This window comes from Kitasatospora setae KM-6054 (genome assembly GCF_000269985.1).
Lineage (GTDB): Bacteria > Actinomycetota > Actinomycetes > Streptomycetales > Streptomycetaceae > Kitasatospora > Kitasatospora setae.
The window spans coordinates 3,091,846-3,109,109 of sequence record NC_016109.1; the positions used below are offsets into that span (position 1 = coordinate 3,091,846).

12 protein-coding genes are annotated in these 17,264 nt (G+C 73.4%); 6 read left to right on the top strand and 6 right to left on the bottom strand.

The features are described from left to right. Nucleotides 1-254: 254 nt before the first annotated feature. Entirely contained in the window at nucleotides 255-1,928 is a 1,674-nt protein-coding gene (locus KSE_RS13575) for a chitinase (RefSeq protein ID WP_014135884.1), read from the bottom strand. 259 nt (nucleotides 1,929-2,187) lie between these two features. On the opposite strand from KSE_RS13575, the gene KSE_RS13580 reads away from it, so the two are divergent. After that, a complete protein-coding gene (locus tag KSE_RS13580; protein ID WP_041293890.1) occupies nucleotides 2,188-5,406 on the top strand; it encodes a S41 family peptidase in 3,219 nt (1,072 codons plus the stop codon). A 35-nt stretch (nucleotides 5,407-5,441) separates the two neighbouring features. Here the strand turns inward: KSE_RS13580 and KSE_RS13585 are convergent, their stop codons facing one another. Continuing rightward, nucleotides 5,442-5,888, bottom strand: a complete 447-nt coding sequence (locus KSE_RS13585) for an Lrp/AsnC family transcriptional regulator (RefSeq protein ID WP_014135886.1) — start codon at nucleotides 5,886-5,888, stop codon at nucleotides 5,442-5,444. Nucleotides 5,889-5,981: 93 nt separating this feature from the next. On the opposite strand from KSE_RS13585, the gene KSE_RS13590 reads away from it, so the two are divergent. Both KSE_RS13590 and KSE_RS13595 read left to right on the top strand, forming a co-directional pair. Then, nucleotides 5,982-6,836: an LLM class flavin-dependent oxidoreductase gene (locus tag KSE_RS13590; protein ID WP_014135887.1), complete on the top strand. Its 855-nt coding sequence runs from the start codon at nucleotides 5,982-5,984 to the stop codon at nucleotides 6,834-6,836. Further along, on the top strand, nucleotides 6,833-7,273 hold the full coding sequence (locus KSE_RS13595) for a nucleoside deaminase (protein ID WP_014135888.1): 441 nt from the start codon (nucleotides 6,833-6,835) through the stop codon (nucleotides 7,271-7,273). The genes KSE_RS13590 and KSE_RS13595 overlap by 4 nt, the downstream gene beginning before the upstream one ends. A 54-nt stretch (nucleotides 7,274-7,327) precedes the next feature. Here the strand turns inward: KSE_RS13595 and KSE_RS38360 are convergent, their stop codons facing one another. The 3 genes from KSE_RS38360 to KSE_RS13610 all read right to left on the bottom strand — a co-directional run bounded on the left by KSE_RS38360 (nucleotide 7,328) and on the right by KSE_RS13610 (nucleotide 8,936). Beyond that, nucleotides 7,328-8,227, bottom strand: a complete 900-nt coding sequence (locus KSE_RS38360) for an LPXTG cell wall anchor domain-containing protein (protein ID WP_014135889.1) — start codon at nucleotides 8,225-8,227, stop codon at nucleotides 7,328-7,330. A 221-nt stretch (nucleotides 8,228-8,448) separates the two neighbouring features. After that, nucleotides 8,449-8,670: a hypothetical protein gene (locus KSE_RS13605; RefSeq protein WP_014135890.1), complete on the bottom strand. Its 222-nt coding sequence runs from the start codon at nucleotides 8,668-8,670 to the stop codon at nucleotides 8,449-8,451. An 80-nt stretch (nucleotides 8,671-8,750) separates the two neighbouring features. Next, complete coding sequence (locus KSE_RS13610; RefSeq protein WP_014135891.1) at nucleotides 8,751-8,936, bottom strand: hypothetical protein; 186 nt, start codon at nucleotides 8,934-8,936, stop codon at nucleotides 8,751-8,753. 288 nt (nucleotides 8,937-9,224) lie between these two features. Here KSE_RS13610 and adhE point away from each other — a divergent pair, with 288 nt between their 5' ends. From adhE to pflA, 3 genes are all read left to right on the top strand, one after another. Beyond that, nucleotides 9,225-11,924: a bifunctional acetaldehyde-CoA/alcohol dehydrogenase gene (gene adhE, locus KSE_RS13615; protein WP_014135892.1), complete on the top strand. Its 2,700-nt coding sequence runs from the start codon at nucleotides 9,225-9,227 to the stop codon at nucleotides 11,922-11,924. 105 nt (nucleotides 11,925-12,029) lie between these two features. Beyond that, nucleotides 12,030-14,297 carry a formate C-acetyltransferase gene (gene pflB / locus KSE_RS13620; RefSeq protein WP_014135893.1) on the top strand — a complete coding sequence of 756 codons (2,268 nt, stop codon included), beginning with the start codon at nucleotides 12,030-12,032 and terminating at the stop codon, nucleotides 14,295-14,297. A gap of 51 nt (nucleotides 14,298-14,348) precedes the next feature. Further along, on the top strand, nucleotides 14,349-15,119 hold the full coding sequence (gene pflA / locus KSE_RS13625; RefSeq protein ID WP_014135894.1) for a pyruvate formate-lyase-activating protein: 771 nt from the start codon (nucleotides 14,349-14,351) through the stop codon (nucleotides 15,117-15,119). Between the two features lie 70 nt (nucleotides 15,120-15,189). Here the strand turns inward: pflA and KSE_RS13630 are convergent, their stop codons facing one another. After that, nucleotides 15,190-17,241 carry a phosphocholine-specific phospholipase C gene (locus KSE_RS13630; RefSeq protein ID WP_014135895.1) on the bottom strand — a complete coding sequence of 684 codons (2,052 nt, stop codon included), beginning with the start codon at nucleotides 17,239-17,241 and terminating at the stop codon, nucleotides 15,190-15,192. Between the last annotated feature and the right edge of the window lie 23 nt (nucleotides 17,242-17,264).

A 17,264-nucleotide genomic window follows, 5' to 3' on the forward strand; every position in this document is an offset into this window, starting at 1 on the left:
CCCCGAACCCTCCCGCCGCCCCGCAACGGCCGAAGCCGGCCGCCCCCGCACTGGGAACGACCGGCTCCGTCACTCCTGCCGCGGCGGACCGCTCTGCCCCCTCCCCCTCCCCCACAGCTCGGCGCCAGCCACCCCCTACCCCCGCCCCGCAACGACCGGCGCCAGCCGCTCCCCGCCCCCACCCCCGCAACGGCCGGAGCCGGCCACCCCCGCGCTGGGAACGACCGGCTCCGTCACTGCTGCTGCGGCGGTTCTCAGCCGAAGTAGCTGTGGAAGTTCTTCGAGAACTCGTTGTTGTTGTAGTTGTCCCAGTTGATCGACCAGGTCATCAGGCCGCGCAGGTTCGGCTGCTTGCCGGCCCGCGGGGTGTAGGAGCCGCAGTTGGTGCCCTTGGTGAGGCAGTCGAGCGCCTGGTTGACCACGGCCGGGGCGACGTAGCCGTTGCCGGCGTAGGTGTTGGCGGGCATGCCGATCGCGACCTGCGAGGGCTTGAGCGCCGGGAACATGTTGTTGGTGTTGCCGGCGACCGGGAAGCCGGTGAGCAGCATGTCGGTCATCGCGATGTGGAAGTCCGCGCCGCCCATGTTGTGGTACTGGTTGTCGAGGCCCATGATCGAGCCCGAGTTGTAGTCCTGGACGTGCAGCAGGGTGAGGTCGTCGCGCAGGCCGTAGATGACCGGCAGGAAGGCGCCGGCCCGCGGGTCCTGGCCGCCCCAGGGGCCCGAGCCGTAGTACTGGTAGCCGAGCTGGACGAAGAAGGTCTCCGGCGCCATGGTGAGCTGGAACTTCGCGCCGTACTTGGCCTTGAGGGACTTGACCGCGGAGATCAGGTTGGTGATGACCGGGGTGGTGGGGTTCTTGAAGTCGTTGTCGCCGGTGTTGAGCGACAGCGAGTGGCCCTCGAAGTCGATGTCGAGGCCGTCGAGGCCCCACTTGTCGATGATCGCGGAGACCGAGTTGACGAAGTTGTCGCGGGCGGCGGTGGTGGTGAGCTGGACCTCGCCGTTCTGGCCGCCGATCGACAGCAGGACCTTCTTGCCCTTGGCCTGCTTGGCGGCGATGGCCGCCTTGAAGTCGGCGTCGGACTCGACGCCGGGGCATTCGGTGACCGGGCAGCGGTTGAAGTGGATGGTGCCGCCGGTGATGGAGTCCGGCTCGCCGAAGGCCAGGTCGATGATGTCCCAGCTGTCGGGGACGTCGGCCATCTTCAGGTAGCCGGCGCCGTTGGCGAAGCTGGCGTGCAGGTAGCCGACCAGGGCGTGGCTGCCGGTGGGCGGCACCGAGGTGGACGGGGACGGGCTGGCCGAGGTCGAGGTCGACGGCGACGCGGAGGCCGAGCTGGACGGCGAGGCCGAGGCGGAGGTCGACGGCGACGGCGAGGCCGGGATGGAGGGGGACGCGCTGGCGGAGGGCGAGGCGGGCGCGCCGGGGCCGTCCAGCGAGATGTCGTCCGCGTAGTAGGTGCCCTGGCCGTACCAGCCGTGGGTGAACACGGTGGCGGAGGTCTGGGTGGCGGTGGTGGTGAAGCTGACCGCGAGCTTCTGGTAGGCGCCGCCGGTGCTCGGCGTCCAGGTCGAGGTGCCGCCGTTGACGCCGAGGTAGACGTAGGCGCCGTTGACGTAGGCGCTGAGCGTGTACGTGGTGTTGGGGGCGACCGCGACGGTCTGGGTGCACTGGGCGGTGTCGGACGCGGACGCGGCGCCCGCGAGCGCGTAGGTGCCGGAGTGGGCGTGGCCGGTGACCACGGAGCCGGTGGAGCCGGTACAGGTCCAGGGGCTGAGGGCGTTGGTCTCGAAGCCGCCGTTGACCAGGAACTCGCCGGCCGAGGCCGACCCGGCCAGGCCGAAGCTGAGGGCGACGGCGCCGGTGGCGGCGACCGCCCAGGCGGTTCCGGCGGCGAGCAGCCGCTTCCTGCGGGGAGTGTGCATGTGGGGATGCTCCTGCCTCTGTGTGGGGGACGCCCTCCTCCGTCCGCCGGACTGTGGGGTTCCCGGCCGGGAGCGTGCCGCCGCACCGGCACCCACCCAGGAGTTGGACTAGACCACTGAAGCGGCTGTGACTCCTCCCTGTCAATGGACCGGAGAGCACGGTTCGATGACCCGCTGTCAGCCCCTCCGGCGGGCCCCGCGGGGCCCGCCGGAGCCGGCCGCGTTTGCGGGCTCCGGCGGCTGATCGAACCATGGAGGGGTGTCCGGATACCTGCGGTACCCCCATGTGCGCGGCGGGCTGCTCGCCTTCACCGCGGAGGACGACGTCTGGGTCGCGCCGCTGGCCGCGGACGGCGCGGTCGGCCGGGCCTGGCGGGTGAGCGCGGACCGGACCAGGGTCAGCCACCCCAGGCTGTCGCCGGACGGCGCGGCGCTGGCCTGGACGAGCTGGTCGGCGCTGACCCCGGAGGTGTTCACCGCGCCGGTCGACGGCGGCGAGGCCGTCCGGCTGACGTACTGGGGCAGCCAGGACACCCGGGTGCGCGGCTGGCTGCCGAACGGCGAGGTGCTGGCGGTCACCTCCTACCACGAGCCGTTCGCGCACTACGCCTGGGCGTGGGAGCTGCCGGCCGACGGCGCGCCGGGGCGGCGGCTGCCGTGGGGGCCGGTCGCGGACGCGCAGGTCGGCGCCGGGCACACCGTGCTGCTGACCGACGCGGCGCCGCACGAGCCCGCGTTCTGGAAGCGCTACCGGGGCGGCGCGACCGGCCGGCTCTGGGTGGACCACGACCAGCTGCTGCCCGGCCTGCCCGGGCACCTGGCCTCGCCGATGCCGGTGACCTGCGCCGACGGCACCCGGATCGCGTTCCTCTCCGACCACGAGGGCGTCGGCAACCTGTACTCGGTCCGCCCGGACGGCACCGGCCTGCGCCGGCACACCGACCACGCCGCGTACTACGCCCGGGAGGCCGCCACCGACGGCGTCCGGGTGGTGTACCAGCACGCCGGGGACGTCTGGCTGCTCGACTCGCTGGACGCCCCGGCGCCGCGCCGGCTGGACGTGCCGCTCGGCGGCGCCCGGGCCGGGCGGCGGCCGTACCAGGTCAGCGCCGCCACCAACGTCAAGGACCTGGCCTGCGACGCCACCGGCCGGGCCGGGGTGCTGAACGTGCGCGGCTCGCTGTACTGGCTGACCCACCGCGACGGCCCGGCCCGGGTGCTCGCCGACACGCCGGGGGTGCGCTGCCGGCTGCCGCTGGTGCTCGGCTACGGCAACCGGGCCGCCTGGGTGACCGACGCCGAGGGCCCGGACGCGATCGAGCTGGCCGCGCTGCCCGGCAAGGACGCCGCCGAGGAGCGCCCGCCGCACCGGCGGATCGCGGGCGGCCGGATCGGCCGGGTCCAGGAGCTGGCCGCCGCCCCCGACGGCGGGCGCCTCGCGGTGGCCTGCTCGGACGGGCGGCTGCTGCTGGTGGACACCGCCGACGGCGCGGTCACCGAGGTCACCGCCTCCCGGTACGGGCCGGTCTCCAGCCCGTCCTTCTCCCCCGACTCGCGCTGGCTGACCTGGTCCGAGCCGGTCGCCGGCCGCTCGCTGCGGGCGGTCCGGCTGGCCCGCGCCGACCGGCCGGAGGAGAAGGTCGAGGTCACCGACGGCCGGTTCGAGGACGAGCACCCGGTGTTCACCCGGGACGGCCGCTTCCTGGTGTTCCTGTCCTGGCGCGGCTTCGACCCGGTGCACGACGTGCACACCGGCGACCTGTCGTTCCCGCTCGGCTGCCGCCCGTACCTCGTGCCGCTGGCCGCCGGCACCCCGTCCCCGTTCGCCTCGCCCGCCGAGGGCCGGCCGCCGGTCGGCCTGGACCCGGAGGAGGCCACCGGCGACGGCACCGTGCACGTCGACGAGGAGGGCCTGGGCGGCCGGCTGGTGCCGTTCCCGGTGATCGCCTCCAAGTACTCGGCGACGGCGGCGGTCCGCGGCGGCGTGGTCTGGCTGCGCTGGCCGATCTCCGGGGCGCTCGGCCAGACCTTCGCCAACCCGGAGGACACCTCCGGCCGCCCCGCCCTGGAACACTTCGACCTGGCCCGCGGCCGCCGCACCACCCTGGTCGACCAGCTCGACGGCTTCGCGGTCTCCGCCGACGGCTCGGCCCTCTCGGTGTTCTCGGCCGGCGCGCTCAAGCTCTACCCGCTGGCCGCCCCCACCGCCCCGCTCGCCGTCGACCTCCGCCGGATCACCCACACCGTCCACCCCGCCGCCGAGTGGCGCCAGTCGTACGCCGAGGCCGCCCGGGTGGTCGCCGACCAGTTCTGGGACGCGGACATGTGCGGCCTCGACTGGCCCGCCCTCACCGCCCAGTACGCACCCCTGCTCGACCGGATCGCCTCCCCCGACGACTTCGCCGACCTGCTGCGCGAACTCCTCGGCGAACTCGGCACCTCGCACGCCTACGTCACCCCCGCCCGGCGCGGCGAGGGCCCGGCCCTCGCCCAACAGCCGCTCGGCCTGCTCGGCGCCAACGCCCACCGCGCCCCGGACGGCCGCTGGCTGGTCGACCGGATCCTGCCCGGCGAATCCTCCGACCCCAAGGCCCGCGCCCCGCTCGCCGGACACGGCCTGCGCGACGGCGACGAACTCCTCGCCGTCGACGGCCGCCCGCCCGACCCGGTCCGCGGCCCCGCCCCGCTGCTCGCCGGAACGGGCGGCAGCACCGTCGAACTCACCGTCCGGCACGAGAACCGGATCCGGCGGATCGCGGTCACCCCGCTGACCGACGAACGGCCCATCCGCTACCAGGACTGGGTCGCCAAACGCCGCCACCTGGTACGGGAGTTCAGCGACGGCGCGTGCGGCTACCTGCACATCCCCGACCTCGGCGGCTCCGGCTGGGCCCAGTTCAACCGCGACCTGCGCTCCGAACTCGCCCGCCCCGCCCTCGTCCTGGACGTCCGCGGCAACGCGGGCGGCAACGTCTCCGAACTCGTCCTGGAGAAACTCCACCGCCGCGTCCTCGCCTGGGACTTCACCCGCGGCCGGCAACCCGTCCGCTGGCCCCGCGACGCCCCCCGCGGCCCCGTCGTCGCCCTCGCCGACCACGCCACCAGCTCCGACGGCGACGTCATCATCGCCGCCATCAAGACCCTCGCCCTCGGCCCCGTCGTCGGCACCCGGACCTGGGGCGGCGTCGTCGGCATGACCGGCCGGCACGCCCTCGGCGACGGCACCCAGATCTCCGTCCCCAAGAACGCCAGCTGGTTCACCGCCGGCATCGGCTTCGCCATCGAGAACCACGGCGTCACTCCCGACGTCGAGATCATCCGCACCCCCCACGACTGGGCCCGCGGCGACCACACCGACCTCACCGCCGCCGTCGACCTCGCCCTCACCCTCCTCACCACCACCCCCACCGCCACACCCCCACCCCCCGACACCCCCCGCCCCGACCTCCGCCGCCCCCCACTCCCGCCCCGGGCCTGAGAACACGAACCGCCGACACGAGCCGTCGGCGGGGGTCAGGGGCGGGGCGGGCCGCGGTGGGGGAGGGTCTGGCGGTAGACGACGCTCGTGGTGGTGGTGCCGAGGAGGCAGAGTTCGTCGACCAGGGACTCCAGGTGTTCCATGGAGGTGGCGGCGAGTTTGAGGGTGTAGCAGTCGTCCCCGGTGGTGCGCAGGCACTCCAGGATCTCGCGGCGGTCGGCGAGCAGCCGGTGCAGGGGCTGGTGGCGGCTGCCCGGGTACTTGAGGCGGACGACGGCGAGCACGGGGTAGCCGAGCCGGCCGAGGTCGACCGTGGCGTGGTAGCCGGTGATCACGCCCCTGGCCTCCAGGGCGCGGACGCGTTCCGCGGTGGCCGAGGAGCCGAGGTTGACGCGGCGGCCGAGTTCGCTGAGGGTGAGGCGGGCGTCGGCCTGGAGCTGTTCGATGATCGCCCAGTCGATGTCGTCGAGGTTCTCGGCCATCCGGCGATGCTACCGGCGGTTTCCCGGCGGAAGGCCCTGTTCGCCGGGGATTCGGCCTTCACCGGCCGCCGGTCGCCCGGTTAGCCTCGCCGCATGCAACTGGGCGTCAACGTACCGAACTTCGGGCCCGGCACCGATCCGGGCGTGCTCCGGGCGTGGGCCCGGACCGTGGAGGAGCTGGGCTTCGACCTGCTGATGGTGTCCGACCACGTGGCCGTCACCCCGGACGTGGCGGCGCGCTACCCGGAGCCCTTCCACGAGCCGTTCACCCTGCTGTCCTGGCTGGCCGGGCTGACCGACCGGGTGCGGCTCGGCACCACGGTGCTGGTCCTGCCGTACCGGGACCCGCTGCTGACCGCCCGGATGGCCGCGAACCTCGACCGGCTGAGCGGCGGCCGCCTGGTGCTGGGGGTGGGCACCGGCTGGGCCCGGCAGGAGTTCGCCGCGCTCGGGGTGCCGTTCGCCGAGCGCGGGCGGCGGGCGGACGCGTGCCTGCGGGTGCTGCGGGAGGCGGGGCCGGCGGGGGCGGCCCGGATCCCGGTCTGGGTGGGCGGGCACAGCGCGGCGGCGCTGCGCCGCGCCGTCCGGTTCGGCGACGCGTGGCACCCGCTGCGGCTGCCGCTGGCCGCGATGCGGGAGATCCTGGCCGCGCAGCCGCTGCCGGGGTTCGCGCCGCGGCTCGCGTTCCGGCTGACCGACCGGCCGGCCGGCGGCCCGGACCGCCCGGCCGGGACCGGCACCCTGGAGCAGGTCCTGGACGACCTGCGGGAGTTGCGCGCGCTGGGCGCCGACGCCGTGGTCCTCGACCCGTACCACGGCGACCCGGAGGAGACCCGGCGGCCGGAGGCGGCCTGGCGGGACCTGGCCGCCGTGGCCGCAGCGACGGCAGCCACCGCAGCAACGACAACGAGCGCGACCGCCACCACCCACCGGAAGGACACCGCGTGATCACCCCCGCCGACGAGGCCCTGCTGCGCCGCGCCGTCGAACTGGCCGCCCGCGCCGTCGAGTCGGGCGACGCCCCGTACGGCTCGCTGCTGGCCGGCGCCGACGGCGCGGTCCTCGCCGAGGCGCACAACACCGTGCGGCGCGAGCGCGACATCACCGCCCACCCGGAGCTGAAGCTGGCCCGCTGGGCGGCCCGCGAGCTGGAGCCGGCGGAGGCTGCCCGGACCACCCTCTACACCAGCTGCCAGCCGTGCGGGATGTGCGCGGGCGCCCTGGTCCGCTCGGGCCTGGGGCGGGTGGTGTTCGCCCTGTCCACCGAGCAGTTGGTGGACCTCAACCCGGCTTCCGGCGACTGGCCGGTCCTCGTCCAGGAGGGCCCGGCGCTGCTCGCCGAGGCCCGCCGCCCGATCGAGTCCTACTACCGGCCCGGGGACTGAACGCCGGACGGCCGGCCCCGGGGCGGGGCCGGCCGTGACGGTGGTGGCGCGGGGTCAGCCGGCGTTGCGGGTGCGGCGGCGGCGGACGGTGTAGAGGACGGCGCCGCCGGCGGCGAGCAGCAGGGCGCCGATCCCCGCCAGCGTGCCGGTGCCGCGGCCGCCGCCGGTGGAGGCCAGCTCCTCGTCGGCCGCCGCGGGGGCCGAGGCGCTCGGGGCCGGGGCCGGGGTGCCGGCCGCGCCGACCGGGGTCACCGCGGGGGCCTTGCTGGGCTCGGCGGTGGGCTGGGCGGGCGCGGGGGCCTTGCTCGGTTCGGCGGTGGGCTGGGCGGTGGGCTGCGTGGTGGGCGGGGCGGTCCGGGTGACGCGCGGCATGGTGACCTGGGAGTGGGCCTGGACCTGCTTGCCGTCCGCGAGGACGTAGCTGCTCACCGAGAGCTCCTTGATCTTCTCGGCGACCGCGGTGGGGGTGGTGATCCGCAGGTCGAAGGAGACCGACTTGCCGTCGGCCAGCGGCACGTCCAGCGCGGCGGTGTCGGCCCAGACGGACGGGTCGCAGCCCGGGCGGGTGGGCAGCTTGACGCTGGTGCCGCCGTGCTCCCAGTAGATCTTGCTGTTGTCCTGGTTCATCACGCCGAGCTGGGTGAAGTAGACCGGCAGCAGCGTGACGTGCCGGTAGTCGGCGCCGGTCCGGTTGGTCTCGGTGATCCGCACCCGGTAGGTCGTCGTGTCGCCCTGGACGGTCGGCTCCGCGTCGCCGGTGACCTCGACCTGGATCTCCCCCTCGTGCGCGGGACCGCCCTCGACCGGGGCGGCGCCCGGCAGGACGGTCTTCCCGTCCGCGCACGGCGGGACGGACGCCTTGGCCTCCGCCCAGGCGGTGCCGCCGGCCGCGGTGGTGGCGGCGAGGAGCAGCGCCGCGATGGCGGCGGACGAGGCGGTCCGGCGGGTGTTCATGGTGTTCCCCCCAAGGGATACGGGTGTGGCGGCTGGTGTGGGTCGCGCGCTCGGCCGGCCGGTTTCTCCCTCGGTCCGTCTCCCCCGCGCAGAAGAAATACTTCCGCCCCGACGTCCGTGTGTCGTATGCCTACTGTCACCGCCGTGTCACAGCGTACGGAGCGCCGGCGCCCCGCTCCGGGGGCCGGTGCTCCGTACGCGTGCGGGCCGGTGCCGCGGGGTCAGCCCCAGGGGTCGCCCTCGGCGGTCATGTTCGCGGCGGCCTCGCGGTCCTCGCGCTCCTGGCGGGTGCGGCGTTCGGCGTCGTCGCGGGCGCGTTCGACCTGGTCCCCGAAGGCGTCGGCGGCCTCGTCGTGGGCGAGGGCGGCGCGTTCGGGCGAGTCCTCGGGGGGTGCGGCGGCCGGCGGGGCCGCCTTGTGGCGGAACCTGTCGAAGATGCCCATGTCTCCTCCTCGGGTGGGCGTCCCCCCTCACCACGGTACGCGCGGACCCGCGGGGGGTCGGGGCGTACCGGGTGGCGGGGTCAGGAGGACTCGCCCTCCTGCTGCTGGTCGTCCGCGGACTCCTGGCCGCCGGGGATCGCGCCCTCGGCCTGTTCGCGGGCCTTCTGCTCGGCTTCCTCGGCCTTGGAACCGTGGTCGCCGAGCGCCGACTTGGCCTGGTCGGCGAGGTCCTTCGCCTTGTCCTTGAACTGGTCGCTCAGACCCATGTCTCCTCCTCGGGGTGTCGCGGACAACGGGCTCCGTCCACCCTCGCACCGGCCCGCGGAGGTCGCACCCGGACGATCCGGACTCACCCGTCCGGCGCAGCGCCGGCCGCCGCCGGGGTCCGTCGCGAACTGCCGTCGCGGCGGCGGGAGAAGGCCGTTGGTCCCGGGGGGTTCGCGCCCAACGGCCGTAGCCGCCTTACCGGCCGCCGACGGAGGGTGGAGGGGTCAAGCCGGTCCCGGCAGCGCCGCCGGGGCGCCCCGCAGCCGCACCCAAGAGGTGAAGCGCCCATGTCCTCCCGCGAGAAGACCCCCGCCGAGACCCCCGCCGCCCCCGCCGCCCCCGCCGCCCCCGCCGCCCCCGCTGCCGATCCCGCCGCCGTCGAGGCGGCCGAGGCGGCGGCCGCCGTCGACGTGCTGGTCCGCAACGGCCGCAAGGCGCTGCGCGAGTACGCCGGTTTCACCCAGGAGAAGGTGGACCGGATCGTGAAGAAGGCGTCGCTGGCGGCGCTGGCGGCGCACACCCGGCTGGCGGCGCTGGCGGTCGAGGAGACCGGGCGCGGCGTGTTCGAGGACAAGGCGGTGAAGAACGTCTTCGCCTGCGAGAACGTGACGCACTCGATGGCGGGGATGAAGACCGTCGGCGTGGTCTCCCGCGACGAGATCGACGGGATCACCGAGATCGCCGAGCCGGTGGGCGTGGTCGCGGGCGTGACGCCGGTGACCAACCCGACCTCGACGACGATCTTCAAGGCGCTGATCGCGCTGAAGACCCGCAACCCGATCGTCTTCGGCTTCCACCCGGCGGCGCAGCGCTGCTCCGCGGAGGCGGCCCGGATCGTCCGGGACGCGGCGGTCGCGGCGGGCGCCCCGGCGCACTGCGTGCAGTGGATCGAGCGGCCGTCGATGGCGGCGACCGGTGCGCTGATGCGGCACGAGGACGTGGCGACGATCCTGGCGACCGGCGGCAACGGCATGGTGCGGGCGGCGTACTCGTGCGGGAAGCCGGCGCTGGGCGTCGGCGCGGGCAACGTGCCGGCGTACGTGGAGAAGAGCGCGGACCTGAAGCGCGCGGTGAACGACATCGTGCTGTCGAAGTCCTTCGACAACGGGATGATCTGCGCGTCCGAGCAGGCGGTGATCCTGGACGCCGAGGTGTACGGTCCGGCGCTGGCCGAGTTCCGGAAGCTGAAGGCGCACCTGGCGTCGGCGGAGGAGAAGGCGAAGCTGGAGGCGTACGTCTTCGGGGTCGGCGAGGACCGGAACTGCGCGGGCGCGAAGCTGAACGCGGCGGTGGTGGGGCGGTCGGCGCCGGAGATCGCGGCGGCGGCGGGCTTCGAGGTGCCGGCCGACACCTCGGTCATCCTGGCGGAGGTCGGCGGGGTGGGCGAGGCCGAGCCGCTGACCCGGGAGAAGCTCTGCCCGGTGCTGGCGGTGCTGCGGGCGGACAGCCGGGCGCACGGCCTGGAGCTGGCGACCGGGATGGTGGAGTTCAACGGCCTGGGGCACTCGGCGGCGGTGCACAGCGAGGACGCGGCGTTCGTCGAGGAGTTCGGCACCGCGGTGAAGGCGTGCCGGATCATCTGGAACGCGCCGAGTTCGCAGGGCGGCATCGGCGACGTCTACAACGCGTTCCTGCCGTCGCTGACGCTGGGCTGCGGCAGTTACGGGCACAACTCGGTGTCGGGGAACGTCTCGGCGCTGAACCTGGTCAACATCAAGCGGATCGGGCGGCGCAACACCAACATGCAGTGGTTCAAGGTGCCGCCGAAGGTCTTCTTCGAGCGCAACTCGATCAGGTACCTGGCCGACATGCGGGGCGCCCGCAAGGTCGTCGTGGTCACCGACAAGACGATGGTGGAGATCGGGCACCTGGACCGGATCCGGGAGGTGCTGTCCCGGCGCACCGAGCCGGTGGAGGTGCGGGTGGTGGACTTCGTGGAGCCGAACCCGAGCATCGCGACCGTGGAGAAGGGCGCCGAGCTGATGCGCGGCTTCCAGCCGGACACCATCGTGGCGCTGGGCGGCGGTTCGCCGATGGACGCGGCGAAGGTGATGTGGCTGATGTACGAGCACCCGGAGGTCGAGTTCGCGGACCTGAAGGAGAAGTTCTTCGACATCCGCAAGCGCGCCTTCACCTTCCCCGACCTGGGCGAGAAGGCCAAGCTGGTGTGCATCCCGACCACGTCGGGCACCGGCAGCGAGGTGACGCCGTTCGCGGTGATCACCGACCCGGAGAGCGGCCAGAAGTACCCGCTGGCGGACTACGCGCTGACCCCGACGGTGGCGATCGTCGACCCGGCGCTGACCACGCACCTGCCGAGGGAGGTGACGGCGGACTCCGGCTTCGACGCGCTGACGCACTGCGTCGAGACGTACGTGTCGGTGTACGCCAACGACTTCACCGACGGGCTGGCGCTGCAGGGCATCCGGCTGATCTTCGAGAACCTGGAGGCGGCGGTCGTCGACGGGCCGGACGCGCCGGTGGCCCGGGAGAAGATGCACAACGCGGGCACGATCGCGGGCATGGCGTTCGGCTCGGCCTTCCTGGGCGTGGTGCACGCGATGGCGCACACCCTGGGCGCGACCTTCCACGTGGCGCACGGGCGGACCAACGCGCTGCTGCTGCCGCACGTGATCCGCTACAACGGGTCGGCGCCGGCCAAGGTGACCAGCTGGCCGAAGTACCAGAGCTACGTGGCGCCGGAGCGCTACCAGCAGATCGCCCGGATGCTGGGCCTGCCGGCCGCGACCCCGGAGCAGGGCGTGGAGTCGCTGGCCGCGGCGGTCGAGGAGCTGCGCGACCGGGTGGGCATCCCGCGCTCGTTCAAGGACGCCGGGGTGGACGAGGCGGCCTTCCTGGCGGCGCTGCCGCAGCAGGCGATGTCCGCGTACGAGGACCAGTGCGCGCCGGCCAACCCGCGGATGCCGATGCTGGCGGACATGCGGCAGTTGATGACCCAGGCGTACTACGGCGACCGGGCGGTGTGACGGAAGGGGACCAAGGTCCCCCGGATTCAGGACCTTTCGAGCCCGTGTGACTTTGTGAAGAGTTTCACAATGGTGCTCGTGGACGACGAGGCGGGAGCAGTGGCAATGAGCACTCAGCACGCGGAGCGCACCCGGAGCGGTGCCTGGGACGGCTTCAAGGGCGGACTGTGGCGGGACGCGATCGACGTCCGCGACTTCATCCAGCAGAACTACACCCCGTACGAGGGCGACGGCTCCTTCCTGGCCGGCCCGACCGAGCGGACCACCGGGATCTGGGCGAAGATCACCGCGCTGTTCCCGGCCGAGCGCGCCAAGGGCGTCCTGGACGTCTCGTACGACACGCCCTCGACCATCACCTCGCACGCCCCCGGCTACATCGACCGGGACAGCGAGCTGATCACCGGCCTGCAGACCGACGCCCCGCTGAAGCGGGCGATCATGCCCAACGGCGGCTGGCGGATGGTCGCGGGGGCGCTGGAGACCTACGGCTACCCGGTCGACCCGGAGCTGGAGAAGGTCTTCACGGTCTACCGCAAGACCCACAACGCGGGCGTCTTCGACGCCTACACGCCGGAGATCCGGGCCGCCCGCAAGGCCGGCATCGTCACCGGCCTGCCGGACGCCTACGGGCGCGGCCGGATCATCGGCGACTACCGGCGGGTCGCGCTGTACGGCGTGGACCGGCTGATCGAGGCCAAGCGGGAGGAGAAGGCGTCGCTGGACGCGGCGCCGACCGACCCGCGCGCGCTGGAGGAGACCATCCGCGAGCGCGAGGAGCTGGCCGAGCAGATCCGCGCGCTGGGCGAGCTGAAGACGATGGCGCTGGGCTACGGCCACGACGTCTCCGGCCCGGCCCGGGACGCCCGGCAGGCGATCCAGTGGCTGTACCTGGCCTACCTGGCGGCGGTGAAGGAGCAGAACGGCGCGGCGATGTCGCTCGGCCGCACCTCGACCTTCCTGGACGTCTTCCTCGACCGGGACCTCGCCGAGGGCCGGCTCACCGAGAGCGAGGCCCAGGAGCTGGTCGACGACTTCATCATCAAGCTGCGGATCGTCCGCTTCCTGCGCACCCCGGAGTACGACGAGCTGTTCTCCGGCGACCCGACCTGGGTCACCGAGTCGATCGGCGGCATCGGCACCGACGGCCGCCCGCTGGTCACCCGCACCTCGTTCCGCTACCTGCAGACCCTGTACAACCTGGGCCCGGCGCCGGAGCCGAACATGACGGTGTTCTGGTCGCCGAAGCTGCCGCAGGGCTTCAAGGAGTTCTGCGCCCGGGTGTCGATCGACACCTCCAGCGTGCAGTACGAGTCGGACGAGCTGATGCGCCCGCGCTTCGGCGACGACACCGCGATCGCCTGCTGCGTCTCCGCGATGGAGGTCGGCAAGCAGATGCAGTTCTTCGGCGCCCGGGTCAACCTCGCCAAGACGCTGCTCTACGCGATCAACGGCGGCCGGGACGAGAAGTCCGGCGCCCAGGTCGGCCCGGCCACCGGCGCGCTGACCTCCGAGGTGCTGGACTACGACGAGGTGCTGGCCCGCTTCGACCGGCAGATGGAGTGGCTGGCCGAGACGTACGTCCACGCGCTGAACGTCATCCACTACATGCACGACAAGTACGCGTACGAGCGCCTGGAGATGGCCCTGCACGACCGCGCGGTGCGCCGCACCATGGCCTGCGGCATCGCCGGCCTGTCGGTCGCCGCGGACTCGCTCTCGGCGATCCGGTACGCGGAGGTCCGCCCGGTGCGGGACGAGACCGGCCTCGCGGTCGACTACGAGGTCGAGGGCGAGTACCCGGCGTACGGCAACAACGACGACCGGGCCGACGAGCTCGCGGTGTGGCTGGTCGAGGAGTTCATGAAGAAGGTGCGCAAGCACCCGACCTACCGGAACGCCGAGCACACCCAGTCGGTGCTGACCATCACCTCGAACGTGGTGTACGGCAAGAAGACCGGCTCCACCCCGGACGGCCGCCGGGCCGGCGAGCCGTTCTCGCCCGGCGCCAACCCGATGAACGGGCGCGACACCCACGGGTACGTGGCCAGCTCGATGTCGGTCGCCAAGCTCCCGTACGAGGCGGCCGAGGACGGCATCTCGCTGACCAACACCGTCACGCCCGACGCGCTGGGCCGCACCCCGGAGGAGCGGGTGCGCAACCTGGCGGGCGTGCTGGACGGGTACACGGCCGTCGGCGGGTTCCACATGAACGTCAACGTGCTGAACCGGGAGACCCTGCTCGACGCGATGGAGCACCCGGAGGACTACCCGCAGCTGACCATCCGGGTCAGCGGCTACGCGGTCAACTTCGTCCGGCTGACCAGGGAACAGCAGTTGGACGTGCTCGGCCGCACCTTCCACGGCTCGCTCTGACACCCCCGCCCGACCCCGCTCCCGTCCCGACGGCTCCCAGGAGGCACCGCCATGACCGTCATGCTCCCCGCCGAACTCCCGGTGGGCCCGCAGACCGGCGGGTCGGTGCACTCCTGGGACCTGTCGACCGGCGTCGACGGCCCCGGCACCCGGTTCGTGGTCTTCCTCGCCGGGTGCCCGCTGAACTGCCTGTACTGCCACAACCCCGACACCATGCGGATGCGCAACGGCACGCGCACCGGCGCGGACGAGGTGGTCGCCGAGGCGTCGAAGTACACCGCGTTCATCCACGCGGCGGGCGGCGGCGCCACCGTCAGCGGCGGCGAGCCGCTGCTCCAGCCCGACTTCGCCGGCGAGCTGTTCCACCGCTTCAAGCACGAACTCGGCCTGCACACCGCGCTGGACACCTCCGGCTTCCTCGGCGCCCGGGCGAGCGACGAGCTGCTCGCCGACGTCGACCTGGTCCTGCTGGACGTCAAGTCCTGGGACCAGGGCCTCTACCGCAAGGTCACCGGGCAGCGGCTCGACCCGACCCTGGCCTTCGCCCGCCGGCTGGCCGACCTCGGCAAGGAGGTCTGGGTGCGCTTCGTCCTGGTGCCCGGCCTGACCGACCCGGCCGAGAACGTCGACGGGGTGGCCGCCTTCGCCGCCTCGCTGGGCAACGTCTCCCGGGTCGACGTGCTGCCCTTCCACAAGCTCGGCCAGGCCAAGTGGGAGGCGCTCGGCCGGGACTTCACCCTCGCCGACACCCCGACCCCCTCCCCCGAACAGCTGCGGGCCGCGCGCGACGCCTTCGCCGCGCACGGCCTGCACGCCGTCTGATCCCCCCGGCCCGCCGTCAGCCGGACCGGGCGGACCGGCCGGATCAGCCGGATCAGCCGGATCAGCCGGATCAGCCGGAGATCGACGCCGCGCCGGTCTCCAGGTGGCCGGTGAACCGCTGCGACCAGCTCGGGTCGCCGCTGACCGTCACCGTGAAGTCGTACCAGCCGTTGGTGTACGCCGCCGCGTTGAAGTAGTCGCTGGTGCTGGCCCCGGCCGCGACGGTGTACGTCCACGGGCCGTCCGAGCGGTACGCGTTCGAGGTGACGGTGAAGGTCACCGCCGAGCCGCCGTTGTTGGCCAGCTTGAACCAGAGCGCGAGCTTGCCGGTGTCCGGCGCGGCCGCGTACGTGGCGGTGACGGCCGCGGTCTTGCCGGCGGCGGTGGCGTCGCCGGTGAAGCGGCGCAGGAAGCGGTTCGGGCCGACCACCGTCAGGTCGTACTTGCCCGCGCCGTAGCCGGTGCCGCAGTTGAAGAAGTCGCTGGTCGCGCCCGCCGGGTCGACGGTGTACTGCCAGGGCCCGCCGGAGCGGTAGGCGTTGGCGTAGGCCGCGAAGTGGGTGCTCGCGGCGCCCTGGTTGGCCATCGCGATCCACACCTTCGTCACCCCGCCGGAGCCGAACTCCAGGCGGTCCAGGTTGGCCACCGGCTGGTACGGCAGCGCGCGGGCCGGGCGGGTGCCGGGCTCCTGCGCCGGCAGCCGGTTGTCGACCGGCGCCGGGTTGGGCAGCGGCCCGCAGGCGGCCAGCCCGATGGTCTGCGAGGTGTCCGGCAGCGCGGGCATCCCGTACACCGGGTTGGCGAAGTCGAACATGCCGGTCAGGTCGCCGGTGACCTTCCGCCGCCAGGCCGAGATGTTGGGGCAGGTCGCGGGCTTGCCGATGGCGGCCGTCCACTTCTCCAGGAAGCGCAGCACCGAGGTGTGGTCGGAGGTCTCCGAGGAGACCCAGCCGCCCCGGCTCCACGGCGAGACGGCGATCATCGGGACCCGGAAGCCCAGGCCGATGTTGACGCCGCTGTAGAACTCGCCCGGGGTGCCGGCCGGGGCGGCCGGCGGCGGGACGTGGTCGAAGAAGCCGTCGTTCTCGTCGTAGTTCAGGAACAGGATCGTGGAGTCGAACACGGCCGGGTCGGCGTTCAGCGCGTCCAGCACGTTGTGCACGAAGTGCGCGCCGTCGGCCGGCGTCGCGTACGGGTGCTCCGAGGACGCCTGGTCCGGCACGATCCAGGACACCTGGGGCAGGGTGCCGGCCAGCACGTCCGCCTTGATCGCGGCGACGATGTCGTCCGGTGTCCTGCCGGTGGCCTTCGGCACCGAGCCCATGCCCTTGACCGCCAGCGCGCTGCCCGCCGGGGCGCCGGAGAACTGGACGAAATAGGCCAAAGCGTTGTCGCCGTAGTTGTCGGACGCGTTCTGGTAGACCTTCCAGCTGACCCCGGCGGCCTCCAGCGCCTCCGCGTAGGTCTGCCACTTCAGGCCGGACTCGTCGCCCCCGTCGTACGCCGGGCCGCCCGCCGCGCCCGCCGGGTCGATCTGGCCGGACCAGTGGTAGGTGCGGTTCGGGCCGGTCGCGGAGAGCACCGAGCAGTGGTAGGCGTCGTTGATCGTCCAGTTGTCGGCCAGCGCGTAGTGGAACGGGATGTCGGCGCGGGTCAGGTAGCCCAGGGTGCGGACGTTGCCCTTCGCCGACACCCAGGAGTCCATTTTTCCGTTGTTCCACGCTTTGTGCTGGTCTGTCCACCCGTGCGAGAGGTCCCCGTTGCATTGCGCCAGGCGCTCGGGGTCGGCGCCGCCGGCCGGCTTGGTCGCCGAGAACTGCCACGGGTACTGCCGGCTGAGCACGTTCGGCTGGTTGAACACGCTGTAGCCGCCGGAGAGTTGGATGGTCGCCCGGTCGGCGAAGCCGCGCACGCCCTTCAGCGTGCCGAAGTAGTGGTCGAAGCTGCGGTTCTCCTGCATCAGGATCACGATGTGCCTGGCGTCCGTGATCGTCCCGGTCGTGCCGGCGGCGGCCGCGGCGGCGGGCCCGGCGCCCGCCCCGACCGCCGTGCCCGCGACGGCCGCCCCGGCCGCCGCGCTCGCCGACAACGCCATGAACTTCCTGCGGCTCAGCTCTGCCATCTCGACCCGACCGTCCCCTCGGC

Bases quoted from the DNA above. Each gene is read 5' to 3' on its own strand.
- pflB (WP_014135893.1), top strand. From the start codon at position 12,030: ATGAGCACTCAGCACGCGGAGCGCACCCGGAGCGGTGCCTGGGACGGC.
- KSE_RS13590 (WP_014135887.1), top strand. From the start codon at position 5,982: ATGCAACTGGGCGTCAACGTACCGAACTTCGGGCCCGGCACCGATCCG.
- KSE_RS13630 (WP_014135895.1), bottom strand. From the start codon at position 17,241: ATGGCAGAGCTGAGCCGCAGGAAGTTCATGGCGTTGTCGGCGAGCGCG.
- KSE_RS13575 (WP_014135884.1), bottom strand. From the start codon at position 1,928: ATGCACACTCCCCGCAGGAAGCGGCTGCTCGCCGCCGGAACCGCCTGG.
- KSE_RS38360 (WP_014135889.1), bottom strand. From the start codon at position 8,227: ATGAACACCCGCCGGACCGCCTCGTCCGCCGCCATCGCGGCGCTGCTC.
- adhE (WP_014135892.1), top strand. From the start codon at position 9,225: ATGTCCTCCCGCGAGAAGACCCCCGCCGAGACCCCCGCCGCCCCCGCC.
- KSE_RS13585 (WP_014135886.1), bottom strand. From the start codon at position 5,888: ATGGCCGAGAACCTCGACGACATCGACTGGGCGATCATCGAACAGCTC.
- KSE_RS13610 (WP_014135891.1), bottom strand. From the start codon at position 8,936: ATGGGTCTGAGCGACCAGTTCAAGGACAAGGCGAAGGACCTCGCCGAC.
- KSE_RS13605 (WP_014135890.1), bottom strand. From the start codon at position 8,670: ATGGGCATCTTCGACAGGTTCCGCCACAAGGCGGCCCCGCCGGCCGCC.
- pflA (WP_014135894.1), top strand. From the start codon at position 14,349: ATGACCGTCATGCTCCCCGCCGAACTCCCGGTGGGCCCGCAGACCGGC.